The 16,142-nt window shown below is 60.3% G+C and carries 11 protein-coding genes; all 11 read right to left on the reverse strand.

The window, feature by feature from the left end:
• Positions 1 to 6: 6 nt before the first annotated feature.
• Positions 7 to 1,506, reverse strand: coding sequence for a UDP-N-acetylmuramate--L-alanine ligase (murC, locus tag NML54_RS04590; protein WP_254756149.1), 1,500 nt, complete (start codon positions 1,504 to 1,506; stop codon positions 7 to 9).
• On the reverse strand, positions 1,506 to 2,606 hold the full coding sequence (murG, locus tag NML54_RS04595; protein WP_254756151.1) for an undecaprenyldiphospho-muramoylpentapeptide beta-N-acetylglucosaminyltransferase: 1,101 nt from the start codon (positions 2,604 to 2,606) through the stop codon (positions 1,506 to 1,508). Before murG ends, murC begins: the two co-directional genes overlap by 1 nt.
• Positions 2,607 to 2,913: 307 nt before the next feature.
• Entirely contained in the window at positions 2,914 to 4,968 is a 2,055-nt protein-coding gene (locus NML54_RS04600; protein WP_254756153.1) for an FtsW/RodA/SpoVE family cell cycle protein, read from the reverse strand.
• A 149-nt stretch (positions 4,969 to 5,117) separates the two neighbouring features.
• Positions 5,118 to 6,704: a UDP-N-acetylmuramoyl-L-alanine--D-glutamate ligase gene (gene murD, locus NML54_RS04605; RefSeq protein WP_254756155.1), complete on the reverse strand. Its 1,587-nt coding sequence runs from the start codon at positions 6,702 to 6,704 to the stop codon at positions 5,118 to 5,120.
• The gene (mraY, locus tag NML54_RS04610) at positions 6,704 to 7,909 is read right to left on the reverse strand and encodes a phospho-N-acetylmuramoyl-pentapeptide-transferase (protein ID WP_254756157.1); all 1,206 of its coding nucleotides are present in this window, start codon (positions 7,907 to 7,909) and stop codon (positions 6,704 to 6,706) included. The genes murD and mraY overlap by 1 nt, the downstream gene beginning before the upstream one ends.
• Before the next feature lie 6 nt (positions 7,910 to 7,915).
• Positions 7,916 to 9,535, reverse strand: coding sequence for a UDP-N-acetylmuramoyl-tripeptide--D-alanyl-D-alanine ligase (locus NML54_RS04615; protein ID WP_254756159.1), 1,620 nt, complete (start codon positions 9,533 to 9,535; stop codon positions 7,916 to 7,918).
• Positions 9,528 to 11,273 carry a Mur ligase family protein gene (locus tag NML54_RS04620; protein ID WP_254756161.1) on the reverse strand — a complete coding sequence of 582 codons (1,746 nt, stop codon included), beginning with the start codon at positions 11,271 to 11,273 and terminating at the stop codon, positions 9,528 to 9,530. The genes NML54_RS04615 and NML54_RS04620 overlap by 8 nt, the downstream gene beginning before the upstream one ends.
• Positions 11,274 to 11,441: 168 nt before the next feature.
• Positions 11,442 to 13,307, reverse strand: coding sequence for a peptidoglycan D,D-transpeptidase FtsI family protein (locus NML54_RS04625; RefSeq protein WP_049345236.1), 1,866 nt, complete (start codon positions 13,305 to 13,307; stop codon positions 11,442 to 11,444).
• A 62-nt stretch (positions 13,308 to 13,369) separates the two neighbouring features.
• The gene (gene ftsL / locus NML54_RS04630; protein ID WP_254756163.1) at positions 13,370 to 14,344 is read right to left on the reverse strand and encodes a cell division protein FtsL; all 975 of its coding nucleotides are present in this window, start codon (positions 14,342 to 14,344) and stop codon (positions 13,370 to 13,372) included.
• Positions 14,345 to 14,364: 20 nt separating this feature from the next.
• Positions 14,365 to 15,429 carry a 16S rRNA (cytosine(1402)-N(4))-methyltransferase RsmH gene (gene rsmH / locus NML54_RS04635; protein ID WP_254756165.1) on the reverse strand — a complete coding sequence of 355 codons (1,065 nt, stop codon included), beginning with the start codon at positions 15,427 to 15,429 and terminating at the stop codon, positions 14,365 to 14,367.
• Positions 15,430 to 15,530: 101 nt separating this feature from the next.
• A complete protein-coding gene (gene mraZ / locus NML54_RS04640) occupies positions 15,531 to 15,962 on the reverse strand; it encodes a division/cell wall cluster transcriptional repressor MraZ (RefSeq protein ID WP_254756167.1) in 432 nt (143 codons plus the stop codon).
• Positions 15,963 to 16,142 lie beyond the last annotated feature (180 nt).

The following is a 16,142-nucleotide window of genomic DNA, read 5'->3' on the forward strand; positions in this document are numbered from 1 at the left end:
CACAGCCTAAGCCTCCGACTTCTTCGACTCGCCACCGTGACGGATCTCCAAGGACTCCAGCAGACGCGCACCCAAAGCGGTCACATCGCCAGCGCCAACGACCATCACAATATCGCCATCCTGAGCACAGGTCACAATATCCTCAATAGCGCCCTCAGCGGTAGCGTAACTAACCTCAGAGAAACCAGCACCGGTAATTAGCTCACTGGTCACGCCCTCAATCGGCAGCTCACGAGCAGGGTAAATATCCAGCACATGAGCGCGGTCAGCCATCGACAGGGCCTTCGCAAACTCCTTCGCGAACTCACGAGTACGAGAGAACAGGTGCGGCTGGAAAATCACGTACAGGCTGTGGCCATCAGCCACGGTACGGCCGGTCTCCAGGGCGCGGAAAACCTCGGTCGGGTGGTGCGCGTAATCATCGAAAACCTTCACGCCGGCAACCTCACCACGCAGGGTGAAGCGGCGGTCAGCACCCACAAACTCAGCCAGTGCACGAGCAATATCGGCAGCCTCGTAACCAGAGATTAGCGCCGACGCAAAAGCAGCCGAAGCGTTCAGCTGGTTATGAATACCGGGCACCTTCAGCGCAAGATTCTGCTCACCCTCATAATGCACGCCGCGGCATTCAAAAGACCAGGATAGGTGCGAAGAGGAGGAAGAACCCGCGCTGGTAATCTCGCTAATGCGCAGGTCAGCATCCTCAGACTCGCCGTAGGTCACCACGGCCACCCCCGCCGCACGAGAACGAGCCGCCAAAGCCGCCGCGCCCGCATCATCAGCACAGGTCACCACAACACCGTTAGGTGCCATCGAACCCACAAAACGGTTGAACGCCTCAAAGAGACGCTCGTCCGTCTCATAGAAATCCAGGTGATCCGGCTCAACATTCGTCACCACAGCAATAGCCGGGCGGTAACGCACAAACGAGCCGTCCGATTCATCAGCCTCAGCCACAAAAATCGACTCCGGGCCCTGAACACCCAGGTGAGCGTTTGTACCGCAACCAGCAATCACAGTACCCACCGCGAACGACGGCTCAGCACCCAGCTGATCAAACATCACAGAAATCATGGAGCTCGTCGTGCTCTTACCGTGAGTACCGGCAACAGCAACCACCTGAGACTCACCTATCACAGCGGCAAGCGCCTCAGAACGATGCAGCACACGCAGACCCTGCGCACGAGCGGCAACAAGCTCCGGGTTATCCTCACGAATCGCAGTAGAAATCACCACGGTATCAACGTCCACAATGTTCTCAGCCTGCTGAGGAACACCCACACGAGCCCCCGCAGCACGCAAAGACTCAACAGTAGCCGACTCCGCACGATCAGAACCACTCACCGTCACACCAGCCTGCAGCATCAAAACGGCAATAGCGCTCATACCCGCGCCACCAATACCGATGAAGTGCACACGACCCAGCTCGCTCATCTTCGCACGCTCAGGGAACGGCGGGTTCAGCGGTGCCGGCAGCACCATCTCAAGATTCATCAATTCAGTCATTACTTCTCAGCTGCCTTCAATACTGCTTCAGCCATAACGCGTGCCGCGTTACGGATACCAAGTTTATACGCCGCAGCGCCCATGCGCTCCAGCTTCTCCGGGTTCGCCATAAGAGCCGGAATCTCACGGGCGAACCACTCACCGGTGACCTCTGCATCCTTCACCAGCAGAGCCGCAGATGCCTCCACCAGAGAACGAGCATTCAGAGCCTGCTCACCATTACCAATGGGAAGCGGCACAAAAATCGCGGGAACACCCACCGCAGCAACCTCACTGACGGTCGCCGCACCCGAACGCACCAGCAGAAGATCAGCGGCAGCGTATACATCCTGCATGCCGTTACTGAACTCAATCTGACGGTAATTCGGCGCGCTCAGCGGCTCACCGCTCTCGTCCAGAACAGTCTTGCCCTTACCGGTAATATGCAGAATCTGGAAGTCCCACTCCGCAAAGTGGTCACGGCACGCCACCACCGCATTATTCAGGCTCTGAGCACCCAGCGAACCACCGGACACAATCACGGTCGGCTTCTGCGGGTCCAGGCCCAGGTTACGGCGAGCCTTCGAACGGTGCGCCTCACGGTTCAGGTAGGCAATCTCATCCTTCATTGGCATACCCACCAGGGTCGCGCGCGGGAAAGGAGTATTAGGGAACGCAACACCGGTGAACCGAGCAAACGTACCGCCCAGGCGGTTCGCCAAACCGGGCTTCGCGTTCGCCTCATGAATCACCACGGGAATCTTAGCATTCAACGCCGACAAATACGCAGGCGGGCACACATAGCCGCCCACGCCAACGACCACATCCGCATCTACATCCTTGAGGATGCGGCGGGTCTTCGACAGGGCACCAAAAAACTTAGCGGGGAAAGCGAAAGCGGCACGGTTAATGCTACGGGGGAAGGCCGCACGAGGGATGAACTCAATATCGAAACCAGCTGCCGGAACCAGCTCGGCTTCCATCTTGTCGGCGGTGCCCAGCATCAGAATCTTAGCGTTCGACTCAAGGCCACGAATCGCACGCGCAATCGCGAGCATCGGATTAATATGACCGGCGGTGCCACCACCGGCGAAGACTATAGAGGGCGCCTTCTTCGTCATAGGTCTTTCTCCCAACACATCGGTACAGCATCATTTTACGCTATAGCACCTGTTCAACAGAGCGCCCCCGCCATTAAGATAGGACTCAACGGCGAGGGCGTCATCTGTTATTCAGTGCAAGTGGAGGCTCGAATAGTAACCCGAACAGCTGTGCTCCAGCCGCGAGCATTTCACCCTGCAGAGGCTAACTCTGCTTGCAGGTGCCGCACTGAGCAGAGTTCCGAGCCGCGCCCGGAGCCGGACGCTGCGCCTGCTGAGCGCCGTTCTTCGGAGCGCCCTTTGCTTAGGCACCCTGTCGCGGCACTACCTAACGTTGAGCGCCCTGTCGAGGAGTACCCTGTCGAAGAGTACCCTGTCGCTCGGCACGACGCTGACGATCCTCAGGATGCAACGGTTGCAGACCCGCAGGTAGCGAGCCCGACGGACGGGGCTGCGCGCTACGGGGCTGAGCACCACGAGGCTGCTGCACTCGTTTCTGACCAGCAGGCTGCTGAACGGTACGAGACTGATCACTACGAGTCTGAGCGGGGCGCTGCTGTACAGCCTGCTTCTGAGCGGTCTGCTTCTGAGCAGTCGCCTTCTGAGCAGGGCGACCCTGAGCGGGCTTGCGCTGTGACGCTCGAGTAGAGGCAGTACTCTTCTGAGCAACACGAGCTTGCTGACCGGTACGAGGCTGAGCGGGAGCCTTCTGCGGTGCAGGCTTCTGCGAGGCCTTCTGCTTCTGAGCTTCAGCCTTCTGCTCCGCCTTCACACGGGCAGTTTCCTCACGAGCCAGACGCGCCTCTTCTCGAGCCAGACGCGCCTCCTCGCGAGCACGACGCGCCTCTTCTCGAGCCTGCTCCGGAACCTGGCGCTCCTGCTCCTTCTGCTGCTCACGAGCCATATGAACCAGCTCACGCTGCTGATCCGGCGCAAAGCCCAACCAGCGACGCAACGGGCTCTCCGGACCAAACATCAGCACAAACGGGTTATGTTCATTCAACAGGTGACCACCAGCAGCCGCACGAGCAGCCTCTTCCTGATTCAGCACATCCTGCAACGGCGTACGACGCTGCCATTCAGCATTCGCACGACGAACCTCACGCACGCTCTGGGTCTCAATATTCGACGGTGCCGTCGCGCCACGCAACGGAGTCTGCCGCGCAAACGCCAGCAACAAGCCCGCCGCCAACAACGAGGACAACAGCGACGAACCGCCATAGGATACAAACGGCAGAGGCACACCAATCACCGGCAAAATACGGGACACCATGCCCATATTGATAATCGCCTGAGAGGTCAACCAAATCATGATGCCGCCCGTAGCCAAACGCACCAGCGGATCCGTAGTGCGCAACATAATACGCACCGCGCAATACACCAGGCCCACATACAGTAGCAGAACCGCCAAAGTACCTAGCAGACCCAGCTCCTCACCAATAATGGCGAAAATATAGTCGTTATGCGCCTCAGCCAGGTAGTTATACTTCTGACGCGACTGGCCCAGACCAACACCGAGGAAACCACCGGTCGCCAGCGCCACCTCACCAGAATTCGCCTGGTCACAGTTAGCGTTCGTACACGAACCCCAAATGCCGAAAATACGAGCCACACGGTTCGTGCTACTGAGCACACCCACCAGCGCCAACGCCGCAAGCGCGGCGCCAATCTTCAGCAGCGAGCCGCGAGAAGCACCCGCCAGCCACATCATGCCCACAAAGATGAAGCCATACACCATGGCGGTACCCATATCGCCACCGAGCATAATCAGCAGAACCAGGACACCCACACCATAAATTGAGGGGAACAGCGTGCGCCAAATACTACGAGAAATATCGCCGTGGCGGTTATACACCCACGCCAGCCACATAATAATCGCAAGCTTCGAAAACTCCGAGGGCTGAATCTGCGGACCGCCGGGGATTTTCAGCCAGTTACGGTTACCGTTAACCTCAACGCCAACGACCACCACAGCAAGCTGCATGACCAATGCAATAATCAGCATCGCGTACACCACAGACTTCTTGTGGTAATACTCAACAGGGATATGCGTAATACCCGCCATCGCAATCACGCCAATAATCAAGAACATGATCTGCGAGGAAACCTGCGAAAACGGCGACTGCCCCTGCGAGATCATGGTGACGCTCGAAGCCGACAGCACCATAATGCAACCGAAAAATGCCAACCCCAGGGTGGTGACCAGTAGCATCACCGGAACATCCCACAGGTCAGCCTTCAAACCAAGACGGTACAGCCTATTGGCACGAGTACGGAACGGTGCAGAGAAATCCTCCAAACCGGCTCGCAAAGACACCCAACGACCACTCGCGGTTGAACGCGCCGAAGAAGCCGAATGCTCCGAAGATGCGCTGGTACTCACATGCCCTCCTATAGGCCTCAACTGCCACGGATCCGTCGTGGCGAATACACGAAAAAGGTTCAGGGGTGGGACACCGTTACCATCCCACCCCCGAGAAGAACCCGCAGAAAGCACCCCGGTCACCCGAGATGTCCCCTGCAGGCAACGTCCTAAGAGTCAGCCAGCTGGGCGGCAACAGCGTTCGCAAACGCATCACCGCGCACCGCATAATTCTTGAACTGGTCCATCGACGCAGACGCGGGAGCCATCAGCACGGTATCCCCCGGATGCGCCAGGTCAGCAGCCTTCGCAACGGCCGCGTTCATCACGGCAACACCGTCCGAAGAATCAGCCACAGCGGCGGTCATATTGTAGGTCGGAACCTGCGAAGCATGAGTCGCCAACGCCGACTTCAACGCCGCAGTATCGGTACCGATAATCAGCACAGCCTTCAGACGCTGCGCGTGGGCAGCAATCAACTCATTGTACTCAACGCCCTTCGATAGGCCGCCGGCAATCCACACCAGCGAGGGGTAGCCGCTCATCGACGCGTTCGCGGCGTGAGGATTCGTAGCCTTCGAATCGTTCACCCACATGATGTCGTTCGCGTAGCCCACCAGCTGGTTGCGGTGCGCACCGGTCTTGAAAGAACGCAGGCCAGCCCCCACAGCCTTCGGGTCAATATCAGCCGCACGGCACAGCGCCGCAGCCGCCAGAGCGTTCTCCACGGTGTGCTTCGCGGGCATCTTACCGGGTGCCGGAGCCAGATCCTCCAGAACCGCCAGCTCGTACGCCTCGTTGTAGCGGTTCTTCAAGAAAGCGCGGTCCACCATGATGTCCTCAGCCAGACCGAGCATCGACACGGCGGGCATCTCAGTGGAGCTGAAGCCAATCGCGCGAGCGCCCTCAATAACGTCCGCGTTCTCGACCATGCGCAGGGTGTCTGCGTGGTCGGTGTTGAAGATGCAGGCGACCTGAGTGTGCTCGTACACGCGAGCCTTATCAGCCTTGTAGCCGTCGAAGGAGCCGTGCCAGTCCACGTGATCCTCAGCGATGTTCAGAACCACCGAAGCATACGGGGACATCGAGTAGGTCCAGTGCAGCTGGAAGCTGGACAGCTCCACCGCGAAGAACTCATAGGGCTCATCGTCGGCAATAGCGTACACGATGGGCATACCCACGTTACCCACCTGAATAGACTTCTTACCGGCAGCCTTCAGGATGGAATCGACCATGCCCACGGTGGTGGTCTTACCGTTCGTACCGGTCAGGCACAGCCACTTGGGAGTCGGGCGGTCGTTGCGCTCGTTCAGGCGCCACGCCAGCTCCACATCGCCCCAAATCTGGATGCGACGCTCATACGCATCCAGCATGACCGGGTGGTCGGGACGCATGCCCGGGGAGGTCACCACAAGCTCGGGTTCCTGACCGTCCACCAAGGGCAGTGCATGCATGTGCTCGGGACCGAACAGGCCCTCAACGTTGCCGTAAGCGTTAGCGTACAGGTCAATACGTTCACACTTCTCGGGAGTATCTGCCCCGTCGATGACAACAATCTTCGCACCCAGCTGGGCGAGCACATCGGTCACAGCGTCGCCGCTGGTGCCCATGCCCACCACGACCACACGCAGGTTAGCCCAGGAGGCACCCCAGTGAGTCAGCTCCGCTAGGCGCTCGTTCTCATACACCGGGTTCACCGCAATAGCGGCGGCATTCGCTTCAATGCGAGCTGTATCCGGCTTTTCATTAGTTGACATTAGTGAATCACTCCAGAAGTCTGCGAGAACCAGTCACCGAAGAACAGCGCCAGCGCAACTAGCACGCAGAGGGCGTTAACAACCCAGAGGCGGAACACGGAGTTCACTTCGCCGCTACTGACGGTACCGGGGGCAATGCCTCGCTTATCAATTGAGTATTTGCCGTTGACGCCGACCTTCTCCATGTGGTGGTGGAAGGGGGTCATACGGAAGTAACGGTGTGCGTGCAGGGGCTTCTCCCCTGCTGCAACCGAACGCTTACGGCTGGTCTTGAACACGAACTTCTGCACGATCACAGAGAACACTTCCAGCACGGGAATCAGAGCGATGACCAGCAGAAGCAGCTCAGTGCGGGTGAACAGCGCGAAAGCAACCATTGCGCCACCGAGCGCCAGGGAACCGGAGTCGCCCATGAAGATCTGTGCCTTCGACACATTCCACCAGAGGAAGCCAGCCAGCGAACCCACCAGGGATGCGGCAATCAGCGCCAGCGAACCGGGGTCGCGCACATCGTAGCAGGCGGTGCCAGCGCCAGTGGAGCAGGCGTGTACGTACTGCCAGATGCTGATGGTCAGGTAGCCGGAGAAGATGGTCATCATGATGCCGCCAGCCAGGCCGTCCAGACCATCGGTGAAGTTCACCGCGTTCGTACCGGACAGAGAGATGAGGGTAATCCAACCAACCAGCAGGATGGAGCCGAAAACCGCACCCGCCGCGAACAGGTCAATGGGCAGGTCACGTACGAAAGAGATAGCGGTCGACGCCGGACGAGCACCCGACTCATTCGGGAACTGGAACGCCAGATACGCAAAGGGCAAGGTCACGCCCAGAAGACCAATGGTCTTCTGCTTCTCGGTCAGGCCCTCGTTGCCCTTATTGCGGAACTTCATGATGTCGTCCGCCGCGCCCACACCGAGCATGCCCAGGGTGAAGGCGATGGTCAGCCACGCGGTAGCGGTCGGTACCGGCGCGGTACCGAAGAACAGGGCGCTCACCGTCAGGGTCAAGAAGTAGGCAAGAATCGCCGCGGGGATGAAAATCAGACCCGCCATGGTGGGGGTGCCCGCCTTATGCTGGTGGGCTGCCGGGCCTTCCTCACGGATGAGCTGGCCAAGCTTCAGAGACTTCATCTTCTTGATGAACACCGGCAGCGCGGTGAAGGAGATGAGGAATCCGAAGATTCCAGCAATCAGCACGGTAATCATAAAGCGCTACCCTTCGTTCGCGGTCTGTTCGGTCGAAGTACGGTCGGCGCTAGCTGCGCCGTCAAGGTGAGCGGCAAGGTGGTCGCTCAAATCGGTGGTTTCAACAAAGTCACCGGCAGAAAGCCAGGTCGGTGCCTGCTCTTCCTCAGCACCGAAGGTGCACTTGGCGAAAGCAACCTGGTCACCCAGAATGCCCAGCTTCGCACCATTCGAGGACTTGAAGAGCACAATGTCACCGGGGCGAACCTCAGCGCGCAGAATCTGCTCTGCCTCTTCCGGAGTCTTCACCCAGGTCGCTTCATTACCCCAGGAGCCTTCCAGATGAGCCGCATTGTAGGTGGGCTTCGTCTCGTCGCCCACAGCAATCAGTTTGGAAATGTTCATGCGCACCACGAGGCGACCGATGCGGTCGTGCTCCTCCACGGAGGCGTCACCGAGCTCCAGCATGGCACCCAGAACAGCCCAGGTGCGGTGCGGCTGACCGGTCGCCGGGTCGACGGTGCGACCCAGCTGCGCCAGGGTGCGCAGTGCCGCAGCCATCGACTCGGGGTTCGCGTTGTAGGCGTCGTTAATGACGGTCACGCCGTCAGCGCGGTCGGTGCGCGCCATACGCCACTTCGAAGCCGCCGCCGCCTTGTTGAGCGCGCGAGCAATCTTCTCACCCGAAATACCGCTGTTGTAGGCGATTGTCGCAGCAGCCAGCAGGTTGTGCACGTGGTGCTCACCGATCAGCTGCGAGGAAATCTCGTACTCGCTACCGTCGGGCAGGCGCATAGTGAACTCGGGGCAGCCAGCGTCGGTGGTGCGCAGGTTCAGCGCCGCCACGTAGCGTTCGTAGAGCTGGCCGTTCGCGTCGGTCTTCTCGCCCACGCCAAAGTAGGTAATGGGTGCAACCGAACGCGACGCCATGCGCAGCACGCGCTCATCGTCAGCGTTCAGAGCCAGGGAGCCGGTCGGCTGAACGCCCTCAGCCAGCTCACCCTTAGTACGCTCAATATTGTCCACGCCGCCGAACTCGCCAGCGTGCGCGGTACCAACCTTCAGGATTGCGCCGTGATCAGGGTGCGCAATATTCGCCAGGTACTCGATGTTGCCCACGTGGTCGGCACCCATCTCAATGACCAGGTAGCGGGTAGACTCATCCGCACGGAAAACGGTCAGGGGCACGCCCACCTCACTGTTATAGGAACCAACCGGCGCAACGGTCGGGCCCTCCGGAGTGAAAATGGCGGCAAGCAGGTCCTTCGTCGTGGTCTTACCGGCAGAACCGGTAATACCGACAACGGTCAGCTCACCCTGAGCACGCATCTGCTCAATCGAGTAGCGCGCCAAATCACCCATAGCCAGCACCACATCGGGCACCTGGATGCTCGGGTAGGGCACGCCCTGCTCGTCGAGTACTTCACGCTCGACCAGCGCCAGGGTCGCGCCCCGCTCAAACGCCATGGGGATGAACCTGTGACCGTCAGTGACCGCACCGGGCTTCGCCACGAACAGGGTACCGGTCTGCACCTCGCGGGAGTCGGTGGTGGCGAAGTCTGCGTACACCTGCTCCTCACGGCCCTCCAGGCCGATAGCGGTGCCGCCGGTTGCCTCAATAATCTGGGCGGCGCTGAGCTTAATCATTCTTCACCATACCTTCAGCGGTCTTAGAGTCACTTTCATCGAGCATGCGCTGGTAGTCAGGCAGGATCTCGAAACCGTGCGCACGCAGGGCACGGGCGGTTTCAACGCGGTCGTCCAGGGCGATATCCACGCCGTCAACATCCTGTTCGGTTTCGTGGCCGCGGCCAGCAATCAGGATGGCGTCATGCTCGCCCGCCAGGGCAATTGCCGCATCAATAGCGGCGGCACGCGGAGAAATATTCAGGATCTGGGTGGCTCGGCGGTTCTCAGCCTTCTGCGCGCCCTCCTCAACGGCGGCACGAATCGGCTCGGGCGCCTCACCGTGCGGATCGTCATCAGTCACAACCACAATATCTGCGTACTGTGCCGCAATCGCACCCATAATCGGGCGCTTGAGCTGGTCACGCTCACCGGTCGCACCGAAAACAATCATGACCTTGCCGTCGCCGGGGCGGTCCATTGCCTCCAGGGCGCGGGTCAGACCGTCCGGGTTGTGTGCAAAGTCCACAATCGCGTGCGGAGCCAAGGAAATCAGCTGCATACGGCCCGGAACCACCGGAGTCAGAGCCGAACCGGACGCCAGCTCGGGCAGCAGGCGCTCACGCTCAGCGGAGTCAGTGTCCAGGTACGCCATGAGCGCCGCCAGCGCGGCATTCGAAACGTTAAAGTCAGCGGGTAGACCGGTGTAGCATTCAACGCTCTCACCGGCACCATTAGCCACGTGGAAGCGGTGGCCCAGGCCCTCACGCTGAACCTTCACCACAGCCCAGTCGCGGGCACCAAACTCTGCGGGCACCTCAGCCAGACCGGCACCGCGAGCAGTCACCAGACGGTGAACCTGCTGCGCACCCATCTGCTCGCAAGCAGCGGAGAACATCTTCTCGCCCCACTCGTCATCAGCAGTAATCACCGCAAGCTCAGCACGCTCAGGAGTGAACAGCTGAGCCTTCGACTCAAAGTAATGCTCCATAGTGCCGTGCAAATCCAGGTGATCCTGAGTCAGGTTCGTAAAGCCAGCAACCGCGTACTTCACGCCGTCCACACGGTGGTAATCAATCGCGTGCGAAGACACCTCCATTGCGGCGCAACGCACCTGATGCTGACCCATAATCGTCAGCAGAGAATGCACGTGAGGAGACTCCGGGGTGGTCATCTTCGAAGGAACCGACACACCATCAATCAGAATCTGAATAGTGCCAATCAGACCGGTCTTCACACCCAGGCCGGTGCGGAACACCGACTCCAACATGTAGGTGGAGGTGGTCTTACCGTTCGTACCGGTCACCGCGTAACGGTGAGTAGCGGGGAACGACGCCGAACCATAAATCAGCGCAGCCAACGGACCGACATACTCGCGCAGGTTCTCAGCCACCAGGACAGGCACCGGCGCCTCACCCAGCAGCTGCGCACCGGCAGCATCCGTCAAAATAGCGGAAGCACCAAGCTTCAACGCAGCCTCAGCAAACTGCGCACCGTGCACCTTCGCACCGGGCAGAGCCACGTACAGGTCCTGCAGGCGAACGCCTCGGGAGTCCATGCTGATACCGGTGACCTCAACAGAATCACCGGATTCAGAACCCTGAACGCCGCTAGCCGGCTGGGAACTCACCTGAGCACCCAAGCCCTGCAGATGTTCGCGAAGGTGCGCCAAACTCACCGGGCGCACAGAATTCGGGCGCAGAGTCTGAGCGTCGCCGCCCAGCAGGTTCTGGCCGGGTGCGTGAGATGCGGTATCCATCGTCCTTCTTTCCTCACCACTGTCCGAAGCGGTGAGCTCTGTATGGTCAATGCGCTCAAGGCACACAGGGTCATTCAATATTCTACGGGCTTTAGGCTTCGACAGGTGTTCAGTATCGGAGCTTCTTCATCACGAATCAGCTACCGGGTACCTCTCCCCCGTCTGCCCTTAGCTCGTCTTATTGGGGCTATCCTCAGCAAAAAGCGGAATCAACTCCGGTTCACCGGTAGAACGCGGCACATTATAGGTGTGCAGGGTCTTCTCCATAATCTTGGAGAACTCAGCCGTCGTACCGTTCGCACCCACGCTACCCTCAGGACGCTGCATGGTCACCGCCACCAAGAACTGCGGGTTCTCAATCGGCGCCACACCAATAAAGGACGTCGTGTTGCCGTCGTAGCCGCCCTTCTCACTCGGAGTTTCCGCAGTACCGGTCTTACCGCCCACGCGGTAGCCGGTCACCTTCGCCGGACGGGCGTGGCCTTGCTCCACCACATTCTCCATGAGAGTCAGGCAGGAAGCGGCAGTCTCCTCGCTGACCATGCGTTCGCCAGGCTCTACGGCACGCTTATGTTCGGTACCGTCGGCGTCAATGATCGCGTCCACAATGCGCGGCTTCAGACGAACGCCCTTATTGCCCAGCGCCTGGAAAATCATGGCGGTCTGCAGCGGAGTCTGCGCAACACCCTGACCGAACAGCACAGTGTACTGCTGACGGCCATCCCAATCACGCCAATCAGCGATTATACCCTGCTCCTCACCGGTCAGCTCAATGCCGGTAAACTCGCCGACGCCGTACTTCTTCAACCAGTTGTAGCGCTCTTCCTTGCTGAGCTTCTGACCGACCAGCACCGTACCGGTGTTCATCGAGTCATGAATAATGCCCGAGAAAGTACGCCGCTGCGCCCCGTGCTCAAACGCATCCTTGAAAGTCTGGCCGTCAATCGTGAGGGTCGCGGGCACATCATACACACTAGTCGGAGTCGTCAGGCCCTGCTCAATCAGCGCCGAAGCAGTTAGCATCTTCTCGGTCGAACCGGGCTCCACGCTCTGCGAAATAGCGCGCGGGGTCATGTCCGCCGCGTCCTCAATGGTTGCCGCGCCCGGGTCCATCGTGGAGGAATCAGCAAGAGCCAAAATGGAGCCGTCACGCACATCCATAACAATGGCGGTACACCATTCAGCTTTCAGCTCCTCGGCGCGGGCACGCACCACCTGCTGCGCAAAATACTGCACATCACGGTTAATGGTTAGGCGAATATTCTTACCGTCCACCGCCAGGCGCTGCTCTTCCTTCGCTACGGGGATACGCACGCCATCAGCGCTAATCTCGTAGGTGCGCTCACCGGGGGTACCGGCAAGCTCCTTCTCAAAGACACGCTCAATGCCCACGGAGTAGTTACGGGACACCGTACCGCCCGTACCGTTGCCGTCTGCCTCTTCAACAATGTTGTACTTACCGACCACGGAACCGCCCACACTACCGTTGGGGTACAGGCGCTGGGAGAACGCCTCACCGTAGATGAAGGGCGCACCCAGGGCATCAATCTTATTGAAAATTTCCGGGGTGATATTTGCTTTGATCACCGAGTACTTTGAGGTGCCGTCCAGCTTGGACTTGATGAACTCGTCGGTAATGCCCGGGTCAACGGTCTTGAGAATATCAACCATCTCGTACACCAGCTGGTTGGGGGTGACCTCAACCTTCTGAGTGCGATCCTCGTTGTAACGCTTAAAGGTCGCCACGGCGCTCTGATCTGCGGTCAGGTTATAACGCTGCACGGTACGCGCCATAACGTTACCGTTGATATCGAGAATCTGGCCACGCACAGCAGGTAGCACCTGCGAGCGCAGACGCTTCTGACGGGACGCATTCGCCACCGCACCGGGGTCAAAGCCCTGGCGGATAAACAGGTTCGCACCGATAACGCCCAGAGCGCAGGTGGCTGCGGCGCCTGCGACGAAGCCACGGCGGGTCAGATCCGGCTGACCGGATGCCGATTCGTTCGCGTTCTTACGCGCGTCAGAGCTCATGCGGTGGTCCTTTCGCTGGTCTGGTCTATCGGTGATGCTACGCATCCTGTGGTCAATGTTGTTTATCGTGCGGGCTGGCTTGCCGCGGGCTGCTGAGCGGCGCTCGGTGCGGTAGCAGAGCTAGCCGAGGCACTCGGTGCAGGCTGGGTCGGGTTAGCCTGCTGAGCTGAGTTAGTTTGCTGAGCAGGGCTCGCCGAGGCGCTTGCAGATGCCTTAGCCGCCGCGCTCGCCTGGCCGTGGCGCTGCTGAACGGACTTGTCCGCATCCACGATGCCCTTGGCGTAGCTTTCGTTCGAGCCAGCCGCCGGAGGCGAAATCAGGTTCTCCTGCTTGTTTCCCTCAGCACCGGTCGGGCTTGCCACCGGGGCGGGGGTGCCCTCAATCGTGGAGGACTGCAGGTTCAGGGTCGCCTGCGAAGAGCTCACAAACATGCCCAGGGTACTGGCGCGTATCGCCAAATCCTGCGGGGCTTCCTTGAAGCCAATCTCCTGTTGCAGCGCCTGGTTTTCCTGCACAAGCTGCTGCTCCTGCGCGCGCAAATCCACCATGTCGTACTGGCGGGTCACAATCAGCACATTGAGCAGCAGAATAAAGACCAGGGTCAGCGGAATTGCCGCAAAAACAGCGAGCATGGTGGGCGGACTGAGCTTACGGGCTCGGCGGCGCACGGTCGAGAGCGGGTGACGCGACTTCGGCTTCTCCTCGCGGGGCTCTTCGGTGCGGGCTGCCGCACGAACGCTCGAAGGCACACGGCTCGCATTCGTCGAGGTGCGCTTACCGCCGTGCGATGCTGCGGTGCTGACGGGGCGGACCACCGGCTGAGATGCAGTGACCGGCTCAAGACGCGCGGTACGGGTGCGACCGGAGTGAGCTCGGGTGGAGGCGCGGCTTGCCCCGGTGGAGCCGCCTGTAGAGGATGCGCGGGTAGAGCCAACGGCGCCGGGGGTGCCGGCGGCAGGGCGCGAGGAACCGGCGCGTCGACTCCGCGGGGCGCCCTGGGTGCGGGTGGGGCGCGGGGATGCGTGCTGGGTGCTCACTCTTCTTCGCTTTCTGTCTTCTACTTGGCGGGGATGCGGATCTTCTCGGCGGCGCGCAGCTTGGCGCTGGCGGCGCGAGAGTTCTGTTCGATTTCCTCGTCGGTAGGCGGTTCGGCGCCGCGGGTAATGATTTTGACGGTGGGCTTGTGCTCTTCAAGCTCTACCGGGAAGCCCTTGGGCACCTTGGAGATTGCCTCTGCGGTCAGTGCCCTCTTGACGATTTTGTCTTCGAGGCTGTGGTAGCTCATGGCGACGAATCGGCCGCCGAGGTTGAGCGCCTCCAGGGCCGCCGGTACGGCGCGTTCGAGGGCTTCCAGTTCGTGGTTCACTTCGATACGCAACGCCTGGAAGGTGCGCTTGGCGGGGTGACCGCCGGTACGCTGCGCGGCGACGGGCACAGCCTTCTGGATAATGCGCACGAGCTCACCGGTAGTTTCCAGAGGTGCGTTGGCGCGGGCGGTGCAGATGGCGCGGGCGATACGCGATGCGAACTTCTCTTCGCCCCAGTTGCGGATAATGCGGCGCAGCTGATCTTCGCTGTATTCGTTGACGACGATGCGGGCGGTGAGCTCGTCTTCGGAGTTCATGCGCATGTCCAGGGGTGCGTCGTAGGAGTATGCGAAGCCGCGGGTGCGTTCGTCCAGCTGCATGGAGGAGACGCCCAGGTCCATCAGGATGCCGTCGATGCCCTGCACGCCGGCGGTTTCCATGGCGCGGTCAATTTCGTCGTAGACGGCGTGCACGGGTACGAAGCGGTCACCGAAGCGCGCCAGGCGTTCACCGGCGATGGCGTGCGCCTGCAGATCGCGGTCAATGCCGATGAGCACAAGGTTCTCGAAGCGTTCAAGCAACGCCTCGGAGTGGCCACCCATACCGAGGGTGCCATCAATAACGTAGGCGGTGCCGCGCTCCTCAACGGCGCGTTCAATGCCGGGTGCCAGCAGGTTAATGCAGCGGTCCAGCATCACGGGCACGTGACGTTCGCTGGCTTCACGCTGGGAGAGGTTCTCAATGGATGCGCCGGTGACCTTGGCGGCAGCGCCGGATGCGGTCGTACCGGTTTCGGGGGCGTGGTCTACGCTCATGGGTGCTCCTGTGAGAGTTTGTCCTGCGGGAAAGCTTACGGAAGAGTGGTGCGGGTGCTAGAGATGCCGGGGCGGTAGCCGTCGCGTCGGCGGGATGCCGGTTAGAGTAGCGGACTGAACGGGTCCTCGTCGAGGGAGGCAAATTCAGCTTCGGTGCGGGCGAGGTATTCTTCCCAGGCTGCGGCATCCCAGATTTCTGCGCGGGTACCGGATCCGATGACGACGAGGTTGTCGGTCAGTCCTGCGTATTGGCGCAGTATCGGCGGGATGGTGATGCGTCCATGCTTGTCGGGCAGTTCGTCTGAGGCTCCTGAGAGGAAGACTCGCAGGAAGTCTCGGGCGGCTCGTCCGGGCAGGGGCGCGGTGCGCATCCGTTCGTGGATGCGTTCAAATTCTGCGGCGGGGAAAACATACAGGCATCGTTCTTGACCGCGGGTCAGAACGAGGCCTGCTGAGAGTTCCTCACGGAATTTGGCGGGAAGGATGATGCGTCCTTTGGCGTCCATTCGTGGTGAGTAGGTACCTAGGAACATTCACTTCACCTCCCCGATGTGTGCCCCTGATGTGTGCCGTTGCACTGAAGTCTGCGGGAGCGGGGGTGCTCCACAATCCCATGGAGGTGCGGGGGCGGGTATGCCGGGCCCTGCGCCTTCGTCGGTTGCTTGAGGGCACGACGATAGGACTGACTTTTCAGCTTTCCCCTCCACTTTACC

This window comes from Rothia gullae, from assembly GCF_024294905.1.
Taxonomy (GTDB): Bacteria; Actinomycetota; Actinomycetes; order Actinomycetales; family Micrococcaceae; genus Rothia.

Coding starts and splice junctions, on each gene's coding strand:
- murG (WP_254756151.1), bottom strand. CDS start 2,606: ATGACGAAGAAGGCGCCCTCTATAGTCTTCGCCGGTGGTGGCACCGCC.
- rsmH (WP_254756165.1), bottom strand. CDS start 15,429: ATGAGCGTAGACCACGCCCCCGAAACCGGTACGACCGCATCCGGCGCT.
- NML54_RS04615 (WP_254756159.1), bottom strand. CDS start 9,535: ATGATTAAGCTCAGCGCCGCCCAGATTATTGAGGCAACCGGCGGCACC.
- mraY (WP_254756157.1), bottom strand. CDS start 7,909: ATGATTACCGTGCTGATTGCTGGAATCTTCGGATTCCTCATCTCCTTC.
- murC (WP_254756149.1), bottom strand. CDS start 1,506: ATGACTGAATTGATGAATCTTGAGATGGTGCTGCCGGCACCGCTGAAC.
- mraZ (WP_254756167.1), bottom strand. CDS start 15,962: ATGTTCCTAGGTACCTACTCACCACGAATGGACGCCAAAGGACGCATC.
- NML54_RS04620 (WP_254756161.1), bottom strand. CDS start 11,273: ATGGATACCGCATCTCACGCACCCGGCCAGAACCTGCTGGGCGGCGAC.
- murD (WP_254756155.1), bottom strand. CDS start 6,704: ATGTCAACTAATGAAAAGCCGGATACAGCTCGCATTGAAGCGAATGCC.
- NML54_RS04625 (WP_049345236.1), bottom strand. CDS start 13,307: ATGAGCTCTGACGCGCGTAAGAACGCGAACGAATCGGCATCCGGTCAG.